At 45.1% G+C, this 23,616-nt stretch carries 18 protein-coding genes and 1 rRNA gene; 13 read left to right on the forward strand and 6 right to left on the reverse strand.

The annotated features are described in order from the left end of the window. Positions 1–8: 8 nt before the first annotated feature. Entirely contained in the window at positions 9–1,271 is a 1,263-nt protein-coding gene (gene waaA / locus L5M71_RS15375) for a lipid IV(A) 3-deoxy-D-manno-octulosonic acid transferase (RefSeq protein WP_263208567.1), read from the reverse strand. A gap of 147 nt (positions 1,272–1,418) precedes the next feature. Between waaA and L5M71_RS15380 the strand changes: the two genes are divergently transcribed. The 5 genes from L5M71_RS15380 (at position 1,419) to glpG (ending at position 5,832) form a co-directional block, all read left to right on the forward strand. Next, positions 1,419–2,066 carry a TetR/AcrR family transcriptional regulator gene (locus L5M71_RS15380; RefSeq protein WP_113940155.1) on the forward strand — a complete coding sequence of 216 codons (648 nt, stop codon included), beginning with the start codon at positions 1,419–1,421 and terminating at the stop codon, positions 2,064–2,066. A 286-nt stretch (positions 2,067–2,352) separates the two neighbouring features. Beyond that, positions 2,353–3,546, forward strand: a complete 1,194-nt coding sequence (locus tag L5M71_RS15385) for a glycine C-acetyltransferase (protein ID WP_263148614.1) — start codon at positions 2,353–2,355, stop codon at positions 3,544–3,546. An 11-nt stretch (positions 3,547–3,557) separates the two neighbouring features. Then, positions 3,558–4,583 (forward strand): L-threonine 3-dehydrogenase, encoded by a 1,026-nt coding sequence (tdh, locus tag L5M71_RS15390; RefSeq protein WP_012090660.1) that lies wholly within the window; start codon positions 3,558–3,560, stop codon positions 4,581–4,583. Between the two features lie 101 nt (positions 4,584–4,684). Then, positions 4,685–4,990: a thiosulfate sulfurtransferase GlpE gene (gene glpE, locus L5M71_RS15395; RefSeq protein ID WP_263208569.1), complete on the forward strand. Its 306-nt coding sequence runs from the start codon at positions 4,685–4,687 to the stop codon at positions 4,988–4,990. Continuing rightward, positions 4,987–5,832, forward strand: a complete 846-nt coding sequence (gene glpG, locus L5M71_RS15400; protein WP_263208571.1) for a rhomboid family intramembrane serine protease GlpG — start codon at positions 4,987–4,989, stop codon at positions 5,830–5,832. The genes glpE and glpG overlap by 4 nt, the downstream gene beginning before the upstream one ends. Positions 5,833–5,921: 89 nt before the next feature. Here the strand turns inward: glpG and elbB are convergent, their stop codons facing one another. Continuing rightward, positions 5,922–6,584: an isoprenoid biosynthesis glyoxalase ElbB gene (elbB, locus tag L5M71_RS15405; RefSeq protein WP_263208573.1), complete on the reverse strand. Its 663-nt coding sequence runs from the start codon at positions 6,582–6,584 to the stop codon at positions 5,922–5,924. Positions 6,585–6,971: 387 nt separating this feature from the next. On the opposite strand from elbB, the gene polA reads away from it, so the two are divergent. Further along, a complete protein-coding gene (gene polA, locus L5M71_RS15410) occupies positions 6,972–9,740 on the forward strand; it encodes a DNA polymerase I (protein ID WP_263208576.1) in 2,769 nt (922 codons plus the stop codon). 1,022 nt (positions 9,741–10,762) lie between these two features. On the opposite strand, the gene yihA is transcribed toward polA, so the two are convergent. Continuing rightward, on the reverse strand, positions 10,763–11,422 hold the full coding sequence (gene yihA, locus L5M71_RS15415) for a ribosome biogenesis GTP-binding protein YihA/YsxC (RefSeq protein WP_006079362.1): 660 nt from the start codon (positions 11,420–11,422) through the stop codon (positions 10,763–10,765). 167 nt (positions 11,423–11,589) lie between these two features. Here yihA and L5M71_RS15420 point away from each other — a divergent pair, with 167 nt between their 5' ends. The 5 genes from L5M71_RS15420 to hemN all read left to right on the forward strand — a co-directional run bounded on the left by L5M71_RS15420 (position 11,590) and on the right by hemN (position 16,498). Next, a complete protein-coding gene (locus L5M71_RS15420; protein ID WP_113940150.1) occupies positions 11,590–12,213 on the forward strand; it encodes a c-type cytochrome in 624 nt (207 codons plus the stop codon). A gap of 815 nt (positions 12,214–13,028) precedes the next feature. After that, positions 13,029–13,667, forward strand: a complete 639-nt coding sequence (locus tag L5M71_RS15425; RefSeq protein WP_113940149.1) for a class I SAM-dependent methyltransferase — start codon at positions 13,029–13,031, stop codon at positions 13,665–13,667. A 90-nt stretch (positions 13,668–13,757) separates the two neighbouring features. Next, the gene (gene yihI / locus L5M71_RS15430) at positions 13,758–14,318 is read left to right on the forward strand and encodes a Der GTPase-activating protein YihI (RefSeq protein WP_006079359.1); all 561 of its coding nucleotides are present in this window, start codon (positions 13,758–13,760) and stop codon (positions 14,316–14,318) included. Positions 14,319–14,392: 74 nt separating this feature from the next. Beyond that, the gene (locus tag L5M71_RS15435; RefSeq protein ID WP_263208581.1) at positions 14,393–14,860 is read left to right on the forward strand and encodes a DUF2489 domain-containing protein; all 468 of its coding nucleotides are present in this window, start codon (positions 14,393–14,395) and stop codon (positions 14,858–14,860) included. Between the two features lie 261 nt (positions 14,861–15,121). Beyond that, complete coding sequence (hemN, locus tag L5M71_RS15440) at positions 15,122–16,498, forward strand: oxygen-independent coproporphyrinogen III oxidase (protein ID WP_263208583.1); 1,377 nt, start codon at positions 15,122–15,124, stop codon at positions 16,496–16,498. A 92-nt stretch (positions 16,499–16,590) separates the two neighbouring features. Here the strand turns inward: hemN and add are convergent, their stop codons facing one another. Further along, positions 16,591–17,586, reverse strand: coding sequence for an adenosine deaminase (gene add / locus L5M71_RS15445; RefSeq protein ID WP_263208585.1), 996 nt, complete (start codon positions 17,584–17,586; stop codon positions 16,591–16,593). Between the two features lie 210 nt (positions 17,587–17,796). Between add and L5M71_RS15450 the strand changes: the two genes are divergently transcribed. Then, positions 17,797–19,608, forward strand: coding sequence for a DUF885 domain-containing protein (locus tag L5M71_RS15450; protein WP_263208587.1), 1,812 nt, complete (start codon positions 17,797–17,799; stop codon positions 19,606–19,608). A gap of 95 nt (positions 19,609–19,703) precedes the next feature. Next, entirely contained in the window at positions 19,704–20,687 is a 984-nt protein-coding gene (locus L5M71_RS15455; protein ID WP_263208590.1) for an alpha/beta fold hydrolase, read from the forward strand. On the opposite strand, the gene L5M71_RS15460 is transcribed toward L5M71_RS15455, so the two are convergent. Continuing rightward, positions 20,644–23,094, reverse strand: coding sequence for a GGDEF domain-containing phosphodiesterase (locus L5M71_RS15460; protein ID WP_263208592.1), 2,451 nt, complete (start codon positions 23,092–23,094; stop codon positions 20,644–20,646). The two genes, L5M71_RS15455 and L5M71_RS15460, sit on opposite strands and share 44 nt — an antisense overlap. Before the next feature lie 298 nt (positions 23,095–23,392). Further along, a 5S ribosomal RNA gene (rrf, locus tag L5M71_RS15465) occupies positions 23,393–23,508 on the reverse strand. Positions 23,509–23,616: the final 108 nt, after the last annotated feature.

Below are 23,616 nucleotides of genomic sequence, written 5' to 3' on the forward strand. Positions count from 1 at the left end.
TTGTTGAATTAATTGATTAATGATTGCGCGAGAAGAAATTGTCGTTGCAAGGCACCGCGATTTGCCTCAACCACTGCCAATCCCGCGTTTGCTGCCAGCTGGCGCAATTCAGGTTTCGCAAAATAGGCAATCAAGTTAGCCGCCAGTTCATCCGACGAAGTGACAACCCTTAACCCACCAGCATCCGCCAACATCTGCGTAATCTGGGCAAAGTCCCAATGGTTCGGCCCCACCATAACAGGTACGCCCATAGCAACAGGCTCCAAGGGATTATGGCCACCATTATTGATCAGCGTGCCACCGACAAAGGCTTGGTCCGCCGCGCCATAAAAAGTCAGAAGTTCACCCATGGTATCGCCGACCAGCACTTGAGTCGTGGCCGTCACAGGAAGATTACCGCTGCGACGAATTAATTCAAAACCTTGACTGGCAACAACCTCAGCAACGGCAGAAAACTGCTCAGGATGACGCGGTGCAATAATCAGCAAGGCATCGGGCCACTGAGCCAATAATTGCCTATGGGCGATGAGCATGGCGTCAAATTCTCCAGGATGCACACTGCCTGCGACCCAAATCGGCGAGGTTTTACGTCCCCAAGTCTGACGCAACAGCTTGGCATTGGCTAAACGCTCAGGCGTAATACTGAGATCAAACTTCAAGCTACCGCATACTGTCACTCTGTCCGGCGATACACCTAACTCGATAAAACGCTGCGCTTCCACTTGAGTCTGCACCGCAATAACATCGAGTCGTTGCAACATAGGTCGACTGAGTTTAGGGCGCTTAGCATATTGCGCCGCCGACTTGGCCGACAGACGTGCATTGGCCAACATCAAGCGCACACCTCGCTTGGCCGCTAAAGCAACCAAATTAGGCCACAGTTCGGTTTCCATAATGATGCAAGATTTAGGTGAGACTTGGCGCAAGAAACGCTCCACACACCAAGGTAAGTCAAAGGGTAAATAACAATGTTGCACTGAGTCACCAAAGGCTTTACGCACCTGCGCAGATCCTGTTGGGCTGGTTGTAGTAACCGTAATGCTTAATTCAGGGTGTGATTGCATAATCAAACGGATCAATGGGATTGCCGCAAGCGTTTCACCCATAGACACAGAATGGATCAGTAAATCCGTCGATTTAAGCCGGGTTAATCCAAAACGTTCCCCCCAACGACCGCAGTAATCAGGGCTTTTAATAGCACGAAATGCTAAATAGACGATTAGCAAAGGGAATAATAAATATAAGATCGTGGAATAGAGAAAACGATTCATTAAAAACGTGCTTATGAGTTTTGCCTGATGAATAGTGGCAATGTTAGCATATGCACCAAATTAGGGATAATTTACCAGCAGTTCGGCGGTCGTTGGTTAGCTTTCTTTGATCAATTATGTGGCGTTCACTAGCAATTTGGATAACTTATGAAAACCCGCGACAAAATAATCTATGCCAGTCTTGAACTGTTCAACGAGCATGGCGAAAGAAACATCACCACCAATCACATTGCTGCTCACTTAAATATGAGTCCCGGGAATCTTTATTACCATTTTCGCAATAAAGAAGACATTATCCGCTGTATTTTCAGTCTATATGAGAATCATCTCGAATCGGGTTTCCAACCCTATGAAGATAAGCAAGTGGATGTAGAACTGTTAATCGGCTACTTCGATGCTATGTTCTATACCTTGTGGCAATTCCGTTTTATGTACGCCAATCTTGCGGATATTCTCGCCCGCGATGAAGAACTAAAAAAACGCTATTTGCACGCACAGCAGCAAGTCTTAACGCGTTCAAGCCATGTGCTGCATAAACTCACACAAGATGGATTTCTGTGTGTCGATGCTGACAAAATCACGCCACTGGCGGATACCATTAAGATGATCGTCAGCTTTTGGATTGGTTATCAACTCACACAATCCAGCACGTCCACCATTACTAAAGCGACACTTTATGAAGGCGTTTTAAGGGTGCTGATGATTTTCAAAGCCTATGCAACCCCGACTTCCGTTGCGACTTTTACTCGCCTAGAGCAACATTACCACGCGCTAGCGAGTCAAGAATCTCTATAACGTCATCCCAAACACCTATGTTGGGAACTCGCATTCGGAACTAAACTCAAAGCAATTATAGTACTGAGTGCGAACCCGTTTTCGCTCTACAACGCTTAAAAGAATACTCAGTCAAACAGTGGCAAACTTATGTTGCACATTAGTTTTTATAATGTAAAAACCACTTTAGCCCTAAACTAGTTTATCTTGCGAACCTGCATGAAAAAAAGGCTGTAGGCCGATTAGGTTTAGAGTTAGAATGCCGCCACTCCCAAAATCAGAATAAAGTTAACTAAGGAGATATCAGGTGGCCTCTACCTCATTCTACGCACAGATTAATCAACAGCTTGCAGACATCAAAGCCGAAGGCTTATATAAAAGCGAGCGTGTTATTGCCTCACCACAACAGACTGCCATTCAAGTTAATCACCAAGAAGTTGTTAACTTTTGCGCGAATAATTACCTAGGCCTAGCGAATCACCCCGAGCTAATCAAAGCCGCCCAACAGGGTTTAGACAGCCACGGCTTTGGTATGGCATCAGTACGTTTTATTTGCGGTACCCAAGACATACATAAAAAGCTAGAAGCTAGCCTGAGCGAATTCCTCGGCACTGAAGACACTATTCTTTACTCTTCATGTTTTGATGCGAACGCAGGTCTATTCGAAACCTTGTTAGATGCAGAAGACGCCATCATTTCTGATGCGTTAAACCATGCTTCTATCATCGACGGTGTACGTTTATGTAAAGCAAAGCGTTTCCGCTATGCCAACAACGACATGGCCGATTTAGAAACTCAGCTGATCGCCGCGAAAGAAGCAGGCGCCCGTAACATCTTGATCGCCACCGATGGCGTATTCTCGATGGACGGCGTGATTGCTAACCTACAAGGCGTATGTGATTTAGCCGATAAATACGGCGCACTAGTGATGGTCGATGACTCTCACGCGGTAGGCTTTATTGGCGCAAACGGCCGTGGCACCCACGAATATTGCAATGTGATGGACAGAGTCGACATCATCACTGGCACCTTAGGCAAAGCCTTAGGCGGCGCATCGGGTGGTTTCACTTCGGGTAAAAAAGAAGTCATCGACTGGTTACGTCAGCGTTCACGTCCTTACCTGTTCTCTAACTCATTAGCGCCGTCAATCGTGACTGCATCTATCCATGTGTTAGAAATGCTCAAATCAGGCCAAGCCCTGCGCGAAGCCGTATGGGAAAACAGCCGTTATTTCCGTGAGCAAATGTCAGCAGCAGGCTTTACTTTGGGCGGCGCCGACCACGCGATTATCCCTGTGATGATTGGTGATGCGAAACTGGCGGGCGACTTTGCTAACCGCTTATTAGCAGAACATATTTATGTTATTGGCTTCTCGTTCCCAGTCGTTCCTAAGGGACAAGCCCGTATCCGTACGCAAATGTCAGCGGCACATACCCGTGAGCAACTCGACAAAGCGATCGCCGCCTTTACCCGTATTGCCAAAGAAATGGGCATTATTTAGGACTTAAGACAATGAAAGCACTAAGCAAGTTAAAAGCCGAAAAAGGTATTTGGTTAGTCGATGCGCCTAAGCCAGTGATGGGCCACAACGATCTGCTGATCAAAATTAAAAAAACGGCGATTTGTGGCACCGACATGCACATCTACAACTGGGACGAATGGTCACAAAAAACCATTCCAGTCCCTATGGTTGTTGGTCATGAATATGTCGGCGAAGTGGTTGATATCGGCCAAGAAGTTCGTGGTTTTAAGATTGGAGACCGCGTGTCTGGCGAAGGTCATATTACCTGTGGCCACTGCCGTAACTGCCGCGCAGGCCGCACCCATTTATGCCGTAACACCTCTGGCGTGGGTGTCAATCGTGAAGGTTCATTTGCAGAATACTTAGTTATCCCCGCCTTTAACGCCTTTAAAATCCCTGATGATATCAGCGATGATTTAGCCTCAATCTTTGACCCCTTTGGTAACGCTGTGCACACAGCATTATCCTTCGATTTAGTCGGTGAAGACGTGTTGATCACAGGCGCAGGTCCCATCGGCATAATGGCGGCAGCAGTATGTCGTCACGTAGGTGCTCGCCATGTGGTGATCACCGACGTCAACGAATACCGCTTAGAACTGGCCCGTAAAATGGGCGCCACGCGCGCTGTGAACGTGTCAAAAGAAAACCTAAAAGACGTGATGAAAGAACTGGGCATGACCGAAGGTTTCGACGTTGGATTAGAAATGTCTGGCGTACCATCGGCCTTCCACGCCATGTTAGATACCATGAACCACGGCGGCAAAGTCGCTATGCTCGGTATTCCAAGTGGTGAAATGGCCATCGACTGGAGCAAAGTGATCTTCAAAGGTTTGGTCATTAAAGGCATCTACGGCCGTGAAATGTTCGAAACTTGGTACAAGATGGCCAGTCTTATCCAATCAGGCTTAGATATTTCACCTATCATCACTCACCACTTCAAGATTGATGATTTCCAACAAGGTTTCGACGCTATGGGCTCGGGCCAATCGGGTAAAGTGATCCTCAGCTGGGATTAATCCTGCAGAGCATTACCTAGATAGGGGCTGTACACTCGCAGCCCCTTGTTGCACACTTATCCCATCTTGATTTCCATCTCTTAGCTTTGTCAGGTTTTATTATGTCTTCCTTTAAACACTTAAGCGTTAATCAGTTGCTGCAAATGACCGAAGCACAGCCAGTGCAAATCGTCGATATCCGCGATGGCAATAGCTTCACCAATGGCCATATTGCAGGTTCAACTAACCTGAATAACGAAAACCTAGCGCAATTTATTAGCCAAGCCGATATGGACAGCCCGCTAGTGGTGGTTTGTTACCACGGTATGAGCAGCCAAAATGCGGCACAGTATTTATGCGAGCAAGGGTTTGATGACGTTTACAGTCTAGACGGCGGCTATAGCGCCTGGCATGAGGCGAATGCATGATAGAAATTGGCCGACTCCCCAACAGTAGAGCCGCGCAGGCATTTGTCGATCACCTCAAAGGTGAACACATTGACTGCCAAATTGAGCCGCTGGAGCAAGGTGTCGCCATTCTCGTCATCCATGACAAAGATCTGGAGCAAGCGCGCAAAGAGTTTGCCCATTTCATGGCTCATCCCTACGACAGTAAATATCTGCAAGCCTCGTGGGAACACGGCGATACCCAAACTAAGATAGATTACGGCGCCCCTACGCTACAGTTGTTTACCCAATTCATTACCGGCGCAGGCCCAGTCACCTTGATCGTTTTTGCGGTTTGCGTACTCATTTTTGCGGCGATGAACTTAGGGTTCGCCAACCAAACCTACGTTGCACTGTCCTATTTTGGCGCGGTACCAAATTCAGAGTTCAGCCAGTTCTGGCGCGTTTTCACTCCGAGCCTGCTGCATTTTTCAGCCATGCACGTCATCTTTAACTTGCTCTGGTGGTGGTATTTAGGCGGTAAAATCGAAACCCGAATCGGCACAGCACCATTGCTAATCTTGCTGTTTGTGGCGGGAACACTGCCAAACGTCATCCAATATTATGTCGGTGGACCTAACTTCGGCGGGCTATCTGGCGTTGTGTATGCCGTGGTGGGTTACACTTGGGTCATGGGGATACGTAAACCAGCTGCTGGAATAGACTTTCCACCATCATATATGGCCTTTATGATGATTTGGTTGGCATTGGGATTCATGGATATTCTAGGGGTTGCCGTTGCGAACGGTGCCCACATTGGTGGCTTACTCATAGGGTTAGCCCAAGGTTTATTCGATAGCCGCAAGTCCTCAAGCTCAGTCTAATCCCGTTATACCAAGATAAATCCAGAAGAACGCATGGGGATTTATCTTGGTTCAATGACGCGCTCTTACACTTCTACAAACCGCTCAAACTAACGTGCGTCAGTCATCTCCAGTACCTTAGCAACCAACTTCTCGATGCCTGAATGCGCTTCAGCAATACTTCCAGCCAACATATAAGCGGGAGTGCTGACAATTCGATTCGCTTCATCCACGACTATCTCATGTACTGTCGCAACTTGATGCTCACCGCCCATCAAATTAAACGCTGCAACAGTATCGCTATCATTACCGATAGTGCCTTTTACACCGTGGGGATATAAACGCGGGATCATCATAGGAGCAATACAGATAAAACCAACGGGCTTTTTCGCCAGAATGAACTCATTGATAAAATCAGTCACCAGCGGTTCCACTTCACACTCACTGCCATTCGTCGCAAAGTTACACAGATTTTTCGCCGCACCAAAGCCACCGGGAATGATCAAGGCATCAAATTCGGCGATATCTAATTCTGTGGTCGCTTTGACTTCGCCACGGGCGATACGTGCCGACTCCACCAGCACGTTACGACTTGCAGCAGCATCGACCTCGCCAGTGAGATGATCTACTACATGCATCTGTTTGATATCTGGTGCAAAACACTGGTAGTGAGCCCCTGATCGGGATAAGCATAAAAGCGTTAAAACCGATTCATGTATCTCAGTTCCATCGAAAACACCACATCCACTCAGTAACACTGCGACTTTTTCCATTAAAAATATCCTTCTTATGTCATTAAGTTTTAACAAACCATAAACAAACTAGTTGATCTGATTAAAAATCGTGCTAACTTAATTCGTCGAATCTGACGAGTGCCGAAAATTAAGCCAATCCTTAGATGTATTTTACGGAGTCAATAAAAAATCCACAAATTGGGAAGATTTTTTAAGAAACAGTATTGAACTCACACAAATCTTTTATAAACATAAAAAACAACAACTTAAAAAAATCGCACTAAGCCGTAATCATCGCCATTATTCTCAGTTGACTTTTTCACTCACAGACTTATCCACAGGCTGGGAGTCATTTTGCCATGGCTGAAATAGTGCTTCTGTGGCATGCTTAGCGCCATCTAAGTCATCGATAAACGAAAAATACCTATGCCAACCGTCGCTAAAAACCCACTTGTGCTTGTGGATGGATCTTCTTATTTGTATCGCGCTTATTATGCGCCTCCTCACCTAACAAACTCAAAGGGCGAAGCAACGGGTGCCGTTTATGGCGTAGTGAATATGTTACGCAGCTTGTTGACCCGTTATCAGCCAAGCCATATAGCAGTCGTGTTCGATGCCAAGGGAAAAACCTTCCGCAATGACATGTACAGCGAATACAAAGCACAGCGCCCACCTATGCCTGATGATCTACGTTCGCAAATCGAACCCTTGCATCGCATTATTCGCGCACTGGGTTTACCACTGATTTCAATTTCCGGCGTCGAAGCCGATGACGTGATTGGAACTATTGCCCGCCAAGCCAGCTTAGAAAACCGTGCCGTGCTTATCAGCACAGGCGATAAAGACATGGCCCAGTTAGTGGATGAGAACGTTACGCTCATCAACACCATGACAGACACCATAATGGGCCCAGAAGAAGTCGTCACCAAATTTGGTGTCGGTCCAGACCGTATCATAGATTTACTCGCACTGATGGGCGACAAGGCTGACAATATTCCAGGCTTACCCGGCGTGGGAGAGAAAACGGCGCTCGCTATGCTCACGGGAGCCGGCAGTGTGAGTAACTTATTAGCGGAACCCGAAAAAGTCGCCGAGCTCGGCTTTAGAGGTTCTAAAACCATGGCGGCAAAAATCATTGAAAATGCCGACATGCTCAAGCTTTCTTACGAACTCGCCACCATCAAAACCGATGTCGAACTTGAGCAAGATTGGCACGAACTCACTCTCATGCCAGCAGACAAAGATGAACTGATCAAATGCTACGGCGAGATGGAGTTTAAACGTTGGTTAGCTGAAGTCTTAGATAATAAAATGACGGCAAATACCTCAATTGATGCGGCATCCACAGAAACACAAGAATACTCATCTCCAGTCGAAGCGATTGAAACACAGTACGACTGCATTCTCACCGAAGCCGAATTAGACACTTGGATTGCTAAGCTTAAACAAGCCGACTTAATGGCAGTCGATACTGAGACCACCAGCTTAGATTACATGGTGGCCGAATTAGTCGGGATTTCCTTCGCCGTTGAGACAGGAAAAGCCGCTTATCTTCCTTTGACCCACGATTACGTTGGTGCACCGACTCAAATCGATAAAACGGTCGCGTTAGAAAAACTGCGTCCACTGCTTGAGGATCCAAAGATCAAGAAAGTCGGTCAAAATCTTAAGTACGACATCAGTATCTTAGCCAATGCAGGGATCAAACTACAGGGCGTCGCTTTCGACACTATGCTCGAATCCTATGTCTTCAACTCAGTGGCTTCGCGCCATGATATGGATGGTTTAGCACTCAAGTATTTAGGCCATAAAAATATCAGTTTTGAAGAAATTGCTGGCAAAGGTGCAAAACAGCTGACCTTCAACCAAATCCCGCTAGAGACGGCTGCACCTTATGCAGCAGAAGATGCTGATATCACACTGCGTTTACACCAACATTTATGGCCAAGACTCGAGAAAGAAGCCGAACTTGCCGCCATGTTTACCGAAGTCGAATTACCGCTAATCCAAGTATTGTCGGACATTGAACGTCAAGGGGTATTAATCGACAGTATGTTACTCGGCCAACAGAGCGATGAACTGGCGCGTAAAATCGATACCTTAGAAGAAAAAGCCTACGACATTGCCGGTGAAAAATTCAATCTTGGTTCACCTAAGCAACTGCAAGTATTGTTTTATGAAAAGCTAGGTTACCCGATCACCAAAAAGACCCCAAAGGGTGCGCCATCGACCGCGGAAGAAGTATTAGTCGAATTAGCCTTAGATTTCCCACTGCCAAAGGTGATCCTCGAGCATCGAAGTCTATCTAAGTTAAAGAGTACTTACACCGATAAGCTGCCACTGATGGTCAACGCCAAAACAGGTCGCGTACACACTAGCTATCATCAAGCTAATGCGGCAACAGGTCGCTTATCGTCAAGCGAACCTAACCTGCAGAATATTCCGATTCGCACCGAAGAAGGTCGCCGTATTCGCCAAGCCTTTATCGCCCCAGCAGGCCGTAAAATTTTGGCCGCCGACTACTCGCAAATCGAACTACGGATCATGGCCCATTTATCCCAAGATGCAGGCTTACTCAAAGCCTTCGCCGAGGGCAAAGACATTCATAGAGCCACTGCTGCAGAAGTATTTGGTACCGACTTTGATGAAGTCACCACAGAACAACGCCGCCGTGCCAAAGCGGTTAACTTCGGCTTAATTTATGGCATGTCAGCCTTTGGTTTGGCGCGTCAGCTTGATATCCCACGCCATGAAGCACAAACCTATATCGATACCTACTTTGCCCGTTATCCTGGCGTATTACGTTATATGGAAGAAACGCGGGCGGGTGCTGCTGACTTAGGTTATGTGTCAACTCTGTTTGGTCGTCGCCTCTACTTGCCCGAAATCCGTGATCGAAATGCGATGCGCCGCCAAGGTGCTGAGCGTGCGGCGATTAACGCTCCAATGCAAGGTACGGCTGCCGACATCATCAAAAAGGCCATGATCAATATTGCCCAGTGGATCAAAACAGAAACCCAAGGCGAAATCACTATGATCATGCAGGTTCACGATGAATTAGTGTTTGAAGTCGATGCGGATAAAGCTGAAGCACTTAAAAAGACAATCTGCACCTTGATGGCGCAAGCAGCTAATCTCGATGTTGAACTGCTTGCCGAAGCAGGCATTGGTGATAACTGGGATGAAGCGCACTAATCTCAGTAATATCCAGAAGAACACTATCAATATGATTTAACTGAAAATAAAGCTAATCTGACTTCAATATTTTGAGCTCAGATTAGCTCTCTCCCGTCTTAATCGCCTCTAAGCACATCAATACAGAGTCCTTTTCATCACTCAGCATAAATAACCCTTTCACAATACAAATTAGCTAGTTAAGTTAGACAAACTTCATCGGCAGAAAATGATTAACTCACAGCCAAACAATCTTTACCTGATACATTTGGCAGTAGAGTTCATCGATACACTGCCACAGCAGATGGATATTAAAAGGTGTGATTTACTCGAATTGAAACTGCATTCAAGTCAGCCATATATGCTCAAGAGTGCCATAACAGTTGTTCTCTCACGCGTACACCAAAATCTTAGGTCAGGATTAGAGTAAAAAATCAAATCTCAAATATTGATCACTTTTGTATATAAATTTCGAGTTTCATCTATAAATCAGCTAATTAATCATTTTCAATGAAATTTTAGGATCAATTTGAGATGCTTTTTCACTCATAACCTGAGATCAAGCGCACATAATTACCTCTTTTTTGAAAAAACAGTTTTCCATTTAAAGATAAATAGAGTAATATTCTCTGCGTAGGGTACAGAGGTTAAGATGTTCTATCTTTCAGACCTTTATTTCACTTATAGTGATGAGCCAAATTCTGGCGCCTCAGCAACTTGTTTGCTGAGGCTTTTTTTTGCTCTTTTTTCAGACTTTAAGTAAATTTTAGAGTATTTACTTTAATAAGGAGTGAATTGGCTGTATGCTAGTTTCATTGAGAACCATTGAAGCTAATTTGATGGTGCTTGAGTCTTGTTGAATTTAGCTTCTCCCCAAAAGAGCTAATATTTTTGGCCGATGATAATATCATCGGCTATTTTTTTGCCTGAGATTAACGAAGAACCGATGGGAATGAGACTGAACAAAAGAGAAAAAATTGCAGTAAAAACAAAGAGGAGGTATACACAGTCAAATTCTACCATGTACACCAAAACAGGCGATATTATTCAGCGTTATTCGCTGCATCTAACTCATCAGTCAACCACTGTGGATGACACCATTCATTAAGAATTGCCAACACTTTAGGCTTACCGGTTCCTTTAAGTGATGAGAAGGGTTCAACTTGCACCCAGTCGCCAAACTCACTTAGTGCGAGACGCACTTCATTTACGGTTTTCATCTTAGCACTTTGGGCTAATTTGTCTGATTTCGTTAGCAAAGCTAATACAGGAATTTCACTAGCAACTGCCCATTCAATCATCTGCATATCGAGATCTTTTAATGGATGACGAATATCCATCAAGACAACCACGCCACTTAAACAAGCGCGTTTTTGCAAATATTCACCCAATGCTTGCTGCCATTTATTTTTCAACGCAAGTGGGACTTGCGCAAAGCCATAACCAGGCAAGTCAACTAAACGACGCTGAGCATCTAACTCAAATACGTTAATTAGTTGAGTACGGCCCGGTGTTTTACTGGTTCTTGCTAAACTTTTTTGCTCAGTTAATGCATTGAGTGCACTAGACTTTCCAGCATTAGAGCGGCCAGCAAATGCAATCTCAACTCCAACATCGCCGGGCAGATATTGATCCAAATGTGCAATGTCAGGTGCACTGATTAAAAACTTTGCCCTACGAAAATCTATACGAGATTCAGTCACTATTTACTCCGAAATTTTTCTACGCAATACCATAATTTATGAAGAATTACTTACTTTCCCACGTTTTCGTGTAAAATATTACTCCGATCACATTAATCATATTTTACCACGCTTGCGGGTCACCCTAGTAAGCTCAGGATAATAATTTAACCAGAAGTTGGAACGCCATGAAAAAGCTAGCTCTTGCGCTGTCTGTTGTAATTGCCGCCATATCTTCACCTGCGATTGCTGAAGGTAATGCTGAAGCGGGAAAAACGAAAATCATTGTCTGTTCGGCCTGTCACGGTATGGACGGTAACAGTATGATCGATATGTACCCCAAAATTGCGGGCCAACACGCCACTTACCTCCAAAAGCAACTACATGATTTCCGTAGCGCAGCACAAACTGGCGGTAAAGATGGTCGTATGGATCCTATCATGAGTGGCATGGCAATGCCTCTAAGCGATCAGGATATTCTCGACATTACTGCATATTTTTCTAGCCAAGCAATCCAAGTGGCTGAAGCAAAAGATGTTCCTGAGTTAGGTGCTAAACTTTACAAGGGGGGTGATGTTTCTCGTGGCATTACCGCTTGTATGGCATGTCATGGCCCAGATGGTAAAGGCGCTGAGCTTGCAGGTTTTCCAACGCTGGCAGGCCAACACGCCAACTATATCAAGATCCAGCTGACAAAATTCCGTGAAGCGGGCCGCCATAATGACTTGAATGGCATGATGCAAGATGTGGCTAAAAAACTAAATGATAGCGATATCGACGCGCTATCAAAGTATCTTTCTAGCCTGAAGTAATCTTCGCGAGTGAAAAGAAGGGTGTGTTGTCACCCTTTTTTTACACTCTAAAGTTGACGTGGACGTAAACTGCAAAGATTCATACTTGACATAGATCACAGATTTCGGTTTAATAAGCCCCGTACCGAGATAAACCCATCTGTTTGTACAAAAAGATTAATAATAACTTACAGGTTTCGGTATAATTAACGTTCAAGATATAAGAATAAAGATACTCAATAACAATAATATACTTAAGACCACTCTCTAATAATAGCAAGAGTCGTGATTTCCACTTGAAATCCAGGTCAGCACAATTTTGTAAGGGATGGCCGATAACGCCAATTTGCTTCTAGCAAAACACCTTACACTCAGGGTAACTTGCCCCATCAGGACATAGTTTACATGATGTAAACTGTAGCAAAGGAAGCGATAAGCTTAGGATGCACTGGCTGGATGCTTGTTATCACAGGAAGGTACTTAAGTAACATGGATGGTTAACTCGACGTCAATGATGACGATGCTTTAAAAGATGTGTCGCGAGACCATCTACGGAAACTGTAGTCAGGATGGCGACAGAAAAAAATAAAGTGTCTGGAAGACCATTAACAAAAATAATGCAGGGAAAGCAGTAAAAAAAAGAAGGATACCGACCGGGAAAGTCGCATAGCAAGTATGGATACTTGGAATCAGGATAAGGTGCTAAAGCACCCTTTGTAAGGCGGCAGTTTAACTGCCGCCTTTTTTCTTTTGTAACACACCCTAGTGTCTAAAATGTGCACTCGACCAATATAATTGGTACAATCAAAGCCTTAATAACCACTTCAGCAGACTCAATGCCCAGATGCCCTCTTTGTCATAACAGTCAGACACAACTCCTTCATCAAGATAAAAAGCGGAGTTTTTATGTTTGCAAGACATGTGAGTTAACCTTTGCGGATGCCAATAGCCATTTACCCCCTGCGGCAGAGAAGCAAAGATACGGTCGTTCACGCATAGCGTCGAAGCAAAAACAGTTATCGCAATTTATTTTGCCGCTGTTAGCGCAATTAGAGCAGCAACAAGCTGGCAGCTTATTAGGATTGAATTTTGGTCGCATACTCGATGATGAGAGTTTGGCGACCATAGAAAATGCGGGCCACAAGTTAAATCAATATGATCCCTTTTTTGCCCCGAATCATGATGTGTTAAAGCAAGAATATGATTTTATCTGCTGTTATCGCGTTTTTGAGCATTTTCAGTACCCAATAAAAGAGTGGGCCTTACTCTCTCGACTACTGCATTCTGGTGGTTGGTTAGCGATAAGTACACCGTTACTGACTGAATTAGATGGTTTTGCTAAGTGGCATTACAAGAACAACCTCACCCATGTGAGCTTTTACCAGCGACAAACCTTCGAGTACCTAGCAAACAATAGCGATTTTGAACTATTATTTGCCGCAAAGGACCTCGTTTTGATGCAAAAAACATCATAATCTGGTATAACACTCGGCCTAATTTCGCACCTTGTAGACAAGCTCAACCTTAGTCTGCGGGGCCATACGTTGTAAACAATTGAGAAGACCATGTCTCGTAGCAAGAAAACACGCAAGGGCGGCGAGAACAGCCCTAAGTTACAGCCAAGAGTGAAGAAGCAAGATCGCGCTGTAGCGACTGGCAAACGTAAAGATTCTGGCAATAAATCAGGCAGTCGTCATAACGAAAGCTTAATTTTAGCGCAAGCGCCGCAACAGCAGGCCGCGAAGAAAAAAGACCCGCGTCATGGCAGCAAGAAGCCTATTGCTTTAGCGATTCCAGCGGCAGTGGTTACAGATAAAGCCGCTCAGCCAAAAGTGAAACAAGCTAAGCTGACTGACGAACAAAAACTGCTGAAATTGGAAGAAGATCCAAGACTAAATCAGCTGTTAGATATGCTGGAAGAAGGCCGTGATCTCAACGATGTGGATCAAAAATGGTTAGATCAACAGCTGAATAAGATTGAAGCTCTGATGGTTAAACTCGGCATTAGCGACGATATGGATGATGACGCACCTTCATCACCAGCTAAGTCTTTGTCTGACGATGAGTTGTTCGATAAGTTCGAATCAGGCGCTGACTTACTGAAAGATTATCAAGACAAGTTCTAAACCTCTCAGTGCTAAGGCATAGGGAACTCAGTTTTTTAGCTGTGCTCCTTATGCCATTCATATAAGGAGTCTCTGTGTCTACGGCTATCATTATTCTCGGTTTTATCATCATAGTAGCGCTTAGTAGCTACGCCACCTTCTTAATCCTAAAACTCAAGCAGCAAAAAAAGCGTCAGCAAGCCGAACAAGCCGAGCGTGAAGTCACGGCGAATGCAAAACGTGCCCAAGTTTTAGATGATATCCGCTATATCGCCACCGCTATGATTGAAGACCGCTGTGAGATCTCTGAAGGCGTGGTCAGAATTGGGCGATTATTTGAAATCCTGTCATTAAGTGAGCGCGTGGCTCCTGATTATCCTTCATTATTCAAACACTTTGAGCTAATTAAAGATCATCCCATCATGGATGCTCGCCAAGCCTTGCCTAAGCAAGAAAGAATGAAGTTAGACTTGATCAGAATGAAGTCCGAAGCGGCATTAGAGCAAGGCATTAGTGATGATGCGAAAAAACTGGTGGATTACCAAGCCAAAGCGATGCATTAAACCTGCTCATTGTTATACCTCAAGACCACTTATGTTGTGGTTTTGAGGTCATCTCGATAAAACCCACTCCAATCTTACTCTGCTTTCTCCCGTGAGCCTGCGCACAAAACCGCCATATATCGACAGACAAGCGTACTTTTTTGATAGATATTGCGTAACTTCTAAAAAGACAGACGTCATTTTTACAACCTAGATCAAGGTTATTTACTTAAGAACCTTGCATACTTCGCTTGTTGCTAATTTACCCACGGAGGACACGCCTTGAAGCAGCCCACTCAGATTAGCTGGGATCAGTCGATGATCGAAAAATATAACTACAGCGGCCCCCGTTATACCTCTTACCCAACGGCATTAGAGTTCGATGACACATTCACCGAACAAAACCTGCTCACGGCCATTGAAAATAGCAAAAGCGATAAACTGTCGCTGTATATTCATATCCCGTTCTGCGCCAAGCTTTGTTATTACTGTGGCTGTAATAAAGTCATCACCCGCCACCAACACAAAGCCGATCAGTACATTGAATATTTAAGCCAAGAAATTATCAAACGTGCGCCCCTGTTTAAACATTACAGCGTAACCCAAATGCATTGGGGCGGCGGTACACCCACTTTCTTAAATCCTGAGCAGATTCTTAAACTTACGTCATTGATTAAAGCTAACTTTAACTTTGCGGAAGAAGGTGAGTTCTCGATTGAAGTCGATCCTCGCGAGATAGAGCTGTCAATGCTCGACACATTGAAAGAAGCGGGCTTCAACCGGATCTCCATCGGCGTACAAGATTTCAATAAAGAAGTGCAAATTGCCGTTAATCGCGAACAAGATGAGCAATTTATCTTCGACTTAATGGCCAAAGCGAAAGCCATGGGTTTTGTGTCGACCAACATAGATTTAATCTATGGTTTGCCACACCAAACGCCATTAACCTTTGCCGTCACTATGCAGCGCGTTTTAGATTTATCACCAGACCGTCTGTCGGTATTTAACTATGCTCACTTACCTGCGCGCTTTGCTGCACAACGTAAGATTAAAGATGAGCATTTACCTTCGCCAAAACAAAAACTCGAAATGCTGCACCAAACTATCGAGACCTTGACTGGCGCTGGCTACCAATATATCGGTATGGACCACTTTGCTAAACCCGATGACGAGTTAGCCAAGTTACAGCGTGAAGGCAGACTGCACCGCAACTTTCAAGGTTATACCACCCAAGAAGAATGCGATTTATTAGGTCTTGGCGTGTCGTCCATCAGTCAGATTGGCGACTGTTATGCGCAAAACCAGAAAGATATCCGCCCTTACTATGAAGCCATAGATAAGGAAGGCCATGCTTTGTGGAAAGGTTGTAGCCTGAACCGTGACGATGAAATCCGCCGCGTAGTGATTAAGCAGCTGATTTGCCACTTCGAACTGGATATGGCGAAAATTGATGAGAAACTGGGGATTAACTTCGAAACCTATTTCGCAGAAGATCTTAAGTTGATGCAGACATTTATCGATGATAAATTAGTTGAAATCGTCGACAGACAGATCACTATCAGCCCTACTGGCCGTTTATTGATCCGCAATATCTGTATGTGCTTCGACCTTTACTATCGTCAAAAAGCGCGTCAGCAACAATTCTCACGCGTGATCTAAAGCGCCTATCGCTGCACTCGCGAACGCTCACAAAAAATCCGACTCTAAGTCGGATTTTTTATTTATAGCTATTTTTAGTAATAACTAAAAGCTTATGCCTTAGTTGCATACAGTGCTTTGCGCTCACTGTCCGATAAAAATGCCATTTCAACGCCGTTACGTTGCACCTGGGCTAGCTCTGCATCGGTTAATTTGAGTTCCGATTTGGCAATACGATACTCATGATTAATGTCGATAGCACTCACACCGGGATCATCGGTATTTAGACTTATCAACACGCCTGCATCCATAAAGGTTCTAAAAGGATGCTCAGCGTAAGAAGCCACAGTAGAAGTATGCAAGTTACTGGTTGGGCAAGATTCGATACCAATACTGTGCTTAGCAAGATATTCCATCAGCTTAGGATCGTTAATCGCGTTCACACCGTGACCAATTCGCGTCGCGCCAAGTTCTTGAATCGCTTGCCACATACTTTGTGAACCCGCAGCTTCACCGGCGTGAGCCGTAATCGCCAGACCAGCATCACGAACACGTTTAAAGTGATCGTTAAATAACTCGCCAGGGAAGCCCAATTCATCACCGGCTAAGTCCATAGCCACGAGATGTTGTTTATGGGCGAGTAAGCCCTCAAGTTCTTGAGTACAAGCCGCTTGACCGAATGAACGTGACATAATGCCAATCAAATTGATCTTCACGTTATAGTCTTTTAAGCCCGCTTTAACGCCATCAACGACCGCCTCAACTACGCCTTCAATCGGTAACTTATGGTTCATCGCCATATAGTAAGGACTAAAACGTAACTCAGCGTAATCTAAGCCAGACAACGCCGCATCGGCAACGTTTTCATAGGCCACGCGTTTAACCGCATCCAAATCTGCGAGTACAGCAACCATCCAATCGAGCTTCTTTAAGAAGGCGACTAAGCTAGTTTCTTTCCCCTGAATTTGCACAAAAGGTGCGAGAGTCTCTAAAGAATCGGCAGGTAGCGCAATGCCGTGTTGGTGTCCTAGTTCCCAAATGGTATTTACCCGCACATTACCGTCTAGGTGACGATGCAGATCCACCAATGGAATGGATGTATCAATCATATTTAACCCCTATTTGAACTACCCAGCCAATGCTTTTGTTATTTGGTCGCGGGCGGACACTAAGTTTAACACGCATTTTCGGGGGCATTTATGCGCCAAACGCATTTAAATTCACATTCAGTCACAATTCTGCTTAATATCCATACAAGGAACGGCCGCATTCATCAGGCATAATGACTTCAATAACAACGAAAATATCAGAGATCTAACATGCATAAACTCTTAACCCCCAGTTTATTGATATGCGCATTAGGCGCCTGCAGTGCCACTCAAACCACAAAAAATATTCAAACCCCATCGGCACAGACAATATCAGCAACACAGTCGCAAGTTGAGCCAATCGCTCCCGCGCTGCAAGCGATTATCGACCAAAGCTGGCAATTACAACTCAGTGCGAGTCCTGAAATGGCTTACAGCATGGGCTATGCCAGTGCCGCAGGAAAATTAACGGATCTCTCGCCAGCCGCGCTCGCTAAGCTTAATCAAGGTCAAATCGCAGTACTAGCGCAGCTCAAAGCACTCGACCGCGGCAGCTTGAGTAAAGAAGATAAGATTAACGCTCAAATACTGGAAGATCAGATCCAAAACGATGTCGACCTATATCGTTTCAAGGATTATTACCTGCCCATTACGGCGGAAAGCGGCTTCCACGCTTATATCACGTCAATCGCACAGGGAAGATTCAACACCCTTGAGGATTACCGCAACTATATTGCCAAGCTCAATGCACTCCCGACCTATTTCGCCCAGCAAACCCACTGGCTAAAACAAGGATTAGCCGAGGGAATAACGCCACCTAAAGTGACACTCAATGGCTTTGAAGACAGTATCAGTGCTTATATCATCCCAGTTGAAAAGAGCAGTTATTTCAAACCTTTTACTCAATATCCCAACTATTTCACTGAGGCACAAAAAACTCAGCTGACCCAAGAAGGCCACGCTTTAGTTGAGCAAAAAGTTCTACCTCTGTACCAAAACTTTTATGATTTCATGACTAAAGAGTACATTCCCAATGCCCGGGAAAATATCGCGGCCAGTAGCTTACCTAACGGCGCAGAATTTTATGAGAATAGGGTACGTTACTACACGACCTTGAATATGACGTCGACGCAAGTGCATGAACTGGGCGTAAAAGAAGTACAACGTATCCGCCAAGAAATGGAACAAATCATCGCGTCAGTAGGTTTTAAAGGCAGCTTTGCCGACTTCTTACATTTCCTGCGGACCGATCCTCAGTTCTACACCACCAGTGCCGATCAGTTACTCAAAGAAGCGGCATTTATTGCCAAAAAAGCCGATGCCATGCTACCTAAGTACTTCGGCAAACTCCCACGCCAACCCTATGGTATAGCGCCAGTGCCTGCCGAAATTGCGCCGAAATACACCACAGGACGATATTCAGGATCGAACAGCGATGATGAACCCGGTTACTACTGGGTCAACACTTATGCATTGGATAAGCGCCCACTCTACGAGCTAGAAGCCTTAACCTTGCACGAAGCCGTACCCGGTCATCATCTGCAAATTTCACTCAACTCTGAGCTAACCTCACTCCCAGATTTCCGTCGTTATGGCTATATCTCTGCCTTTGGTGAAGGATGGGGGCTATATTGCGAATATTTAGGTTTAGAAGCGGGTTTCTACCAAGATCCATACAGTAACTTTGGTCGCTTAACCTATGAAATGTGGCGCGCGGCCCGTTTAGTCGTAGATACTGGCATGCACGCCCAAGGATGGAGTCGTCAACAAGCCATCGACTTTATGGCCAGCAATACCGCACTATCACTGCACAATGTCACGACCGAAATTGACCGCTATATTTCGTGGCCAGGACAAGCCTTGTCCTACAAGATTGGAGAGTTAACAATCAAACGATTACGTACCAAGGCAGAACAGGAACTCGGCGACAAATTTGATATTCGTGCCTTCCACGATGCTGTGCTCGAAAATGGCTCGGTGCCTATGTCGATCCTCGAACAGCAAATCAATGATTTTATTGAAGCGAAAAAGGTGGCACGCTAAGTTAATGAAATTCATGGGAGTCGGTATTTTCAGACTCCCATGGTTGTCTGTTACACTCTAACAAACCATTCAAGCCAAATGATTTGCGACTGAGTATGAGCCAAGCCAAAGCGACATTTTCGACTGAACACGATTTAAATACCTCAGAGCAGCAAGCCTTCTGGCAAAGCGTTGTTCAAGACACGCTAGCCTCTGCCGACGGCGTCACGCTGGCCTATATGATGGTCAAACATCCCCAAGCGCATACCGCAATCGTTCTCAGCAGTGGCCGAGTCGAGTCCTATTTAAAGTATCAAGAATTGGTCTTCGACTTATACCAACAAGGTTACTCTGTTTATGCCATAGATCACCGTGGCCAAGGGCTATCGGATCGTATGACAATCAATCCACACATGGGCCATGTGCGAAGATTCAATGATTATATTGATGATTTTGCACTATTTATGCAGAAGATAGTGTTACCACAAAACGACAAACAACTCATGCTACTTGGCCATTCAATGGGTGGCGCGATTGGCACTTTGTATCTCAAACAGCATCCCGATATTTTTACCGCCGCGGCATTTTCAGCGCCCATGTATGGCATTAAATTACCTATGCCAAAAGCGTTCGTACGCTGGTTAGCCAGTAAACTCGATACCACACTCAATGGCGGCGAGCCTAATTATGTACTTGCAGGACAAAACTATAAACCTGTTCCATTCAAAGGGAATGAGCTAACTCACAGCCAAAGCCGATACCAAGCCTACCGAGAATTGTATGATGCTGCTCCTAAGTTACAACTCGGTTCACCCACTAACCGTTGGTTGACTGAATCTTTAGATGCGGCAGATACTTGCGTACTGGCAACGGCACAAATTCGCACTCCGATACTGATACTGCAAGCGAGTGAAGATAAGATTGTTGATAATGCGGCCCAGAATCTCGCCGTGAGTACCCATTGCCAATTGAAAGTAATCGCTGGGGCTGCCCATGAGATTTTTATGGAAAAAGACGCCTGCCGAAACCAAGCCTTAAACTATGCTCTCGACTTCTTTAAACGCTACGCAGCAAAGGACGAGGACAAACAAGCTGGATAAAGTCCGCTTGGTTTAAGGCTCGGCTGAATAAATAGCCCTGATAACCATCACAGCCAAATTCAACAAAGGCTTGATATTGTTGGGGCGATTCAACGCCTTTAGCCACAACATGCAAATTAAATTGCTGTGCAGAGACAATTAACGCCTTCACTCTTTGTGGCATTGTGGCTAATGAATCAATACAACTCATATCCAATTTAACCGCAACTAATGGCTGGTTGGCTAAACAACTCAAAGCACTCGAGCCAGAACCGAAATGATCGAGGACGATGCCTATCCCTGCATCAACTAACTTAGACACGCGCTCAGCCACAAACTGTGGTTGCATTAACAATGCGGCCTCATTGAGCTCAATACCCAGTTGATGAGCCGTAATGCCATGCTCTTTAACTAACGCAATCAATGCATCAACAAAATCTGCCTGACCAAATGAGAATGCACTGATATTAAGAGTTAAAGTCGGCAAACTCCGGCCTTGGGCATGGGATGTCTGAATAAACTGACACACACGATTAGCGACCCAAAAATCGAGTTCAGCAATCATTCCTCCCTGTTCGGCTAACGCTACAAACTCTGCAGGCGGGATAAACTCGCCATCGGCACGATACCAACGTGTGAGCACTTCAGCCGAGACCAATTCACTGTGCGCATTCATCACAGGTTGGAACATTAACGTCATGCTATCTTGCTGTAATGCCGTCTGTAACTCCTGTTGTAACTGTTCATCACGGCTCTGACGTAAATCCATCTCAGCATGATAGAAAGCGCATCCCGCTTGCCCAGGTTGCTTAGCACTCAAGGTTGCTAACTCGGCGCGGCGCATGACTAAAGCAGGATCTAAGGTCTCTATGCTGTCGAGCAAACAAATCCCCACATTCGCGCTGAGTTCAAAGTGATGATGACCGTAATGGAATGGTCGAGCAATCACTTGCCTTAACTCACTCGCAAGCGCTAAAGCACGACGCGCAGCGGCTGACGCATCTGCCGCTAAATCTTTAGCAAGCAAAACGAAATTACCAGACTCTAATCGACCGACCGTTATATTTTCAGTGAAATAACTCGATAAACGGGCCGCGATTTGTGTTAACAAGCGCTCTAATTCATGGGAATGTAAAGTGGCGACCAATCCTAAGCGATCCACCTCAACGAGCAGCAATGCTCCCCATTGCCCCGAACTATTACCTTGGGTTAAAAATTGCGATAAACGCCCCATAAAAACATCGGGCAACATCTTGCGACCGACAACAGATTGATCTACAAGCTCAGTAATTGCAGCATGGTTCTTCGCGCTTTCTGACACATCCATATGAATGCCTATCATGCGAGTCGGGCGCCCTTGGGGATCCCAATCAACTAACATACCGCGGTCTAACACCCACACATAATGGCCATCTCTATGCCGTAAGCGGTGAACACTTTCAAATTCTTTACTCTTTCCGCTAACGTATTCCTGCAAAGCATCTAACACAATCTGCTTATCATCGGGATGTAACCGCGTCTCCCATGTCTGGAATACTCCAGCCAATTCATCAGGCGCATAACCAATCATCTCTTTCCAGCGATCAGAAAGAAAAACCTCCCCCGTACTGATGTCCCAATCCCAAATACCGTTACGCGAACCTTCCACAGCAAATAACCAACGCAATTCACTGTCATTCAGTTTTTTAACAGCCCGACTTAAACGCTCATGTGCCTGCTGCAAACTGGCTTGCAAAGATAAAACTTCAGATGAACTCCAAGGTATCGATGTCGAAAAGGAAGAAGTGCCTACCTGCTTAGCTGCCTCACTCAACATTTGGAATGGGCGGATCAACAGGAAATATAAAATAAAGGTAAAGCCAATCAGCAATAATCCGCCAAGGCCCCAAACCCGCATAAAACGTTGCTGCAACTTAGCAGAAGCTTCGACCACTAAAGGGGCTAAATCGGCTTCAAGATAAATCAAGTCAACCGCACCACCATATTGAGGCACGACGGGATAATATGCTTGAATAGTTAAGCGTTCGAGGTTAATAAGAATTTGTGGCAAAAAAGCCTGAACCACAGCACTGTGACGGGCAGCATCATAACCATCAATGACTTGCATGGCATTGCTATCGCGCCAAACAGTATGGTTTGCAAAACGAATACGGCTATCAGCATCAACTAAGATATAAACCATAGTGCCCATATCGAGCGCAGCTAAGGAAACCTCCTGCTCGATCCGCTCCACATCCTGTAAAGCCTGCGCCGATTGAACCACATTCTGCATCCGGAACAACTGCTGCTTTATCAGTGTCGATTGTCGCTGCGCCAATTCAGCGCGCACTTGATCGCTTTCAAACAGGTACTCGCCTATGACCAACACTAAATATAGGGTCAGCATACAAAGAGGAAGCAGTACCGCGAGCGAAAGCTTACGAAGCATAGGTAACAGATGGCCGTTAACAAAAAAATTAATATTTTTGTATGCTAACGGGAAACTAACCACTAAGCAAAAGGACTTATCAAACTAAGCGAGATCTTCATGTAAATAATCAACTTAGAGTATAAAAGTCTGAAATAAAGGAAGGAAAAAACGTAAAGAACTAGCAGAAGAACCAAAACTAAAATGAATAGAACAATGCTAGATAGCATTGGTCTTAAATGATAATTTAACAAATTGCGAATGCAAAAAAGCCAGCTTATTCAGCTGGCTTGGTTACATCTCAATGAGATAATTAGGCGCTTGGCGATGACCTACTCTCACATGGGGAGACCCCACACTACCATCGGCGCGTTTGCGTTTCACTTCTGAGTTCGGGATGGGATCAGGTGGTTCCACAAGGCTATTGTCACCAAGCAAATTCTGTTTATTACCGTGTCCATCTCTGGCTCACGTTAATAATAATTCGGAAAGCTGATTTGCTTTGTTTGAGTTCAAACTTTATCAAGTATCTGTATTCTGTCT

The sequence above is a fragment of the Shewanella sp. SW1 genome (assembly GCF_025653545.1).
In the GTDB taxonomy this organism is placed as follows: domain Bacteria; phylum Pseudomonadota; class Gammaproteobacteria; order Enterobacterales; family Shewanellaceae; genus Shewanella; species Shewanella oncorhynchi.

What these genes read in the sequence shown, in the direction of transcription:
- waaA (WP_263208567.1), bottom strand. Translation starts at nt 1,271, where the DNA reads ATGAATCGTTTTCTCTATTCCACGATCTTATATTTATTATTCCCTTTG.
- L5M71_RS15380 (WP_113940155.1), top strand. Translation starts at nt 1,419, where the DNA reads ATGAAAACCCGCGACAAAATAATCTATGCCAGTCTTGAACTGTTCAAC.
- tdh (WP_012090660.1), top strand. Translation starts at nt 3,558, where the DNA reads ATGAAAGCACTAAGCAAGTTAAAAGCCGAAAAAGGTATTTGGTTAGTC.
- glpE (WP_263208569.1), top strand. Translation starts at nt 4,685, where the DNA reads ATGTCTTCCTTTAAACACTTAAGCGTTAATCAGTTGCTGCAAATGACC.
- glpG (WP_263208571.1), top strand. Translation starts at nt 4,987, where the DNA reads ATGATAGAAATTGGCCGACTCCCCAACAGTAGAGCCGCGCAGGCATTT.
- elbB (WP_263208573.1), bottom strand. Translation starts at nt 6,584, where the DNA reads ATGGAAAAAGTCGCAGTGTTACTGAGTGGATGTGGTGTTTTCGATGGA.
- polA (WP_263208576.1), top strand. Translation starts at nt 6,972, where the DNA reads ATGCCAACCGTCGCTAAAAACCCACTTGTGCTTGTGGATGGATCTTCT.
- L5M71_RS15420 (WP_113940150.1), top strand. Translation starts at nt 11,590, where the DNA reads ATGAAAAAGCTAGCTCTTGCGCTGTCTGTTGTAATTGCCGCCATATCT.
- L5M71_RS15425 (WP_113940149.1), top strand. Translation starts at nt 13,029, where the DNA reads ATGCCCAGATGCCCTCTTTGTCATAACAGTCAGACACAACTCCTTCAT.
- yihI (WP_006079359.1), top strand. Translation starts at nt 13,758, where the DNA reads ATGTCTCGTAGCAAGAAAACACGCAAGGGCGGCGAGAACAGCCCTAAG.
- add (WP_263208585.1), bottom strand. Translation starts at nt 17,586, where the DNA reads ATGATTGATACATCCATTCCATTGGTGGATCTGCATCGTCACCTAGAC.
- L5M71_RS15450 (WP_263208587.1), top strand. Translation starts at nt 17,797, where the DNA reads ATGCATAAACTCTTAACCCCCAGTTTATTGATATGCGCATTAGGCGCC.
- L5M71_RS15455 (WP_263208590.1), top strand. Translation starts at nt 19,704, where the DNA reads ATGAGCCAAGCCAAAGCGACATTTTCGACTGAACACGATTTAAATACC.
- L5M71_RS15460 (WP_263208592.1), bottom strand. Translation starts at nt 23,094, where the DNA reads ATGCTTCGTAAGCTTTCGCTCGCGGTACTGCTTCCTCTTTGTATGCTG.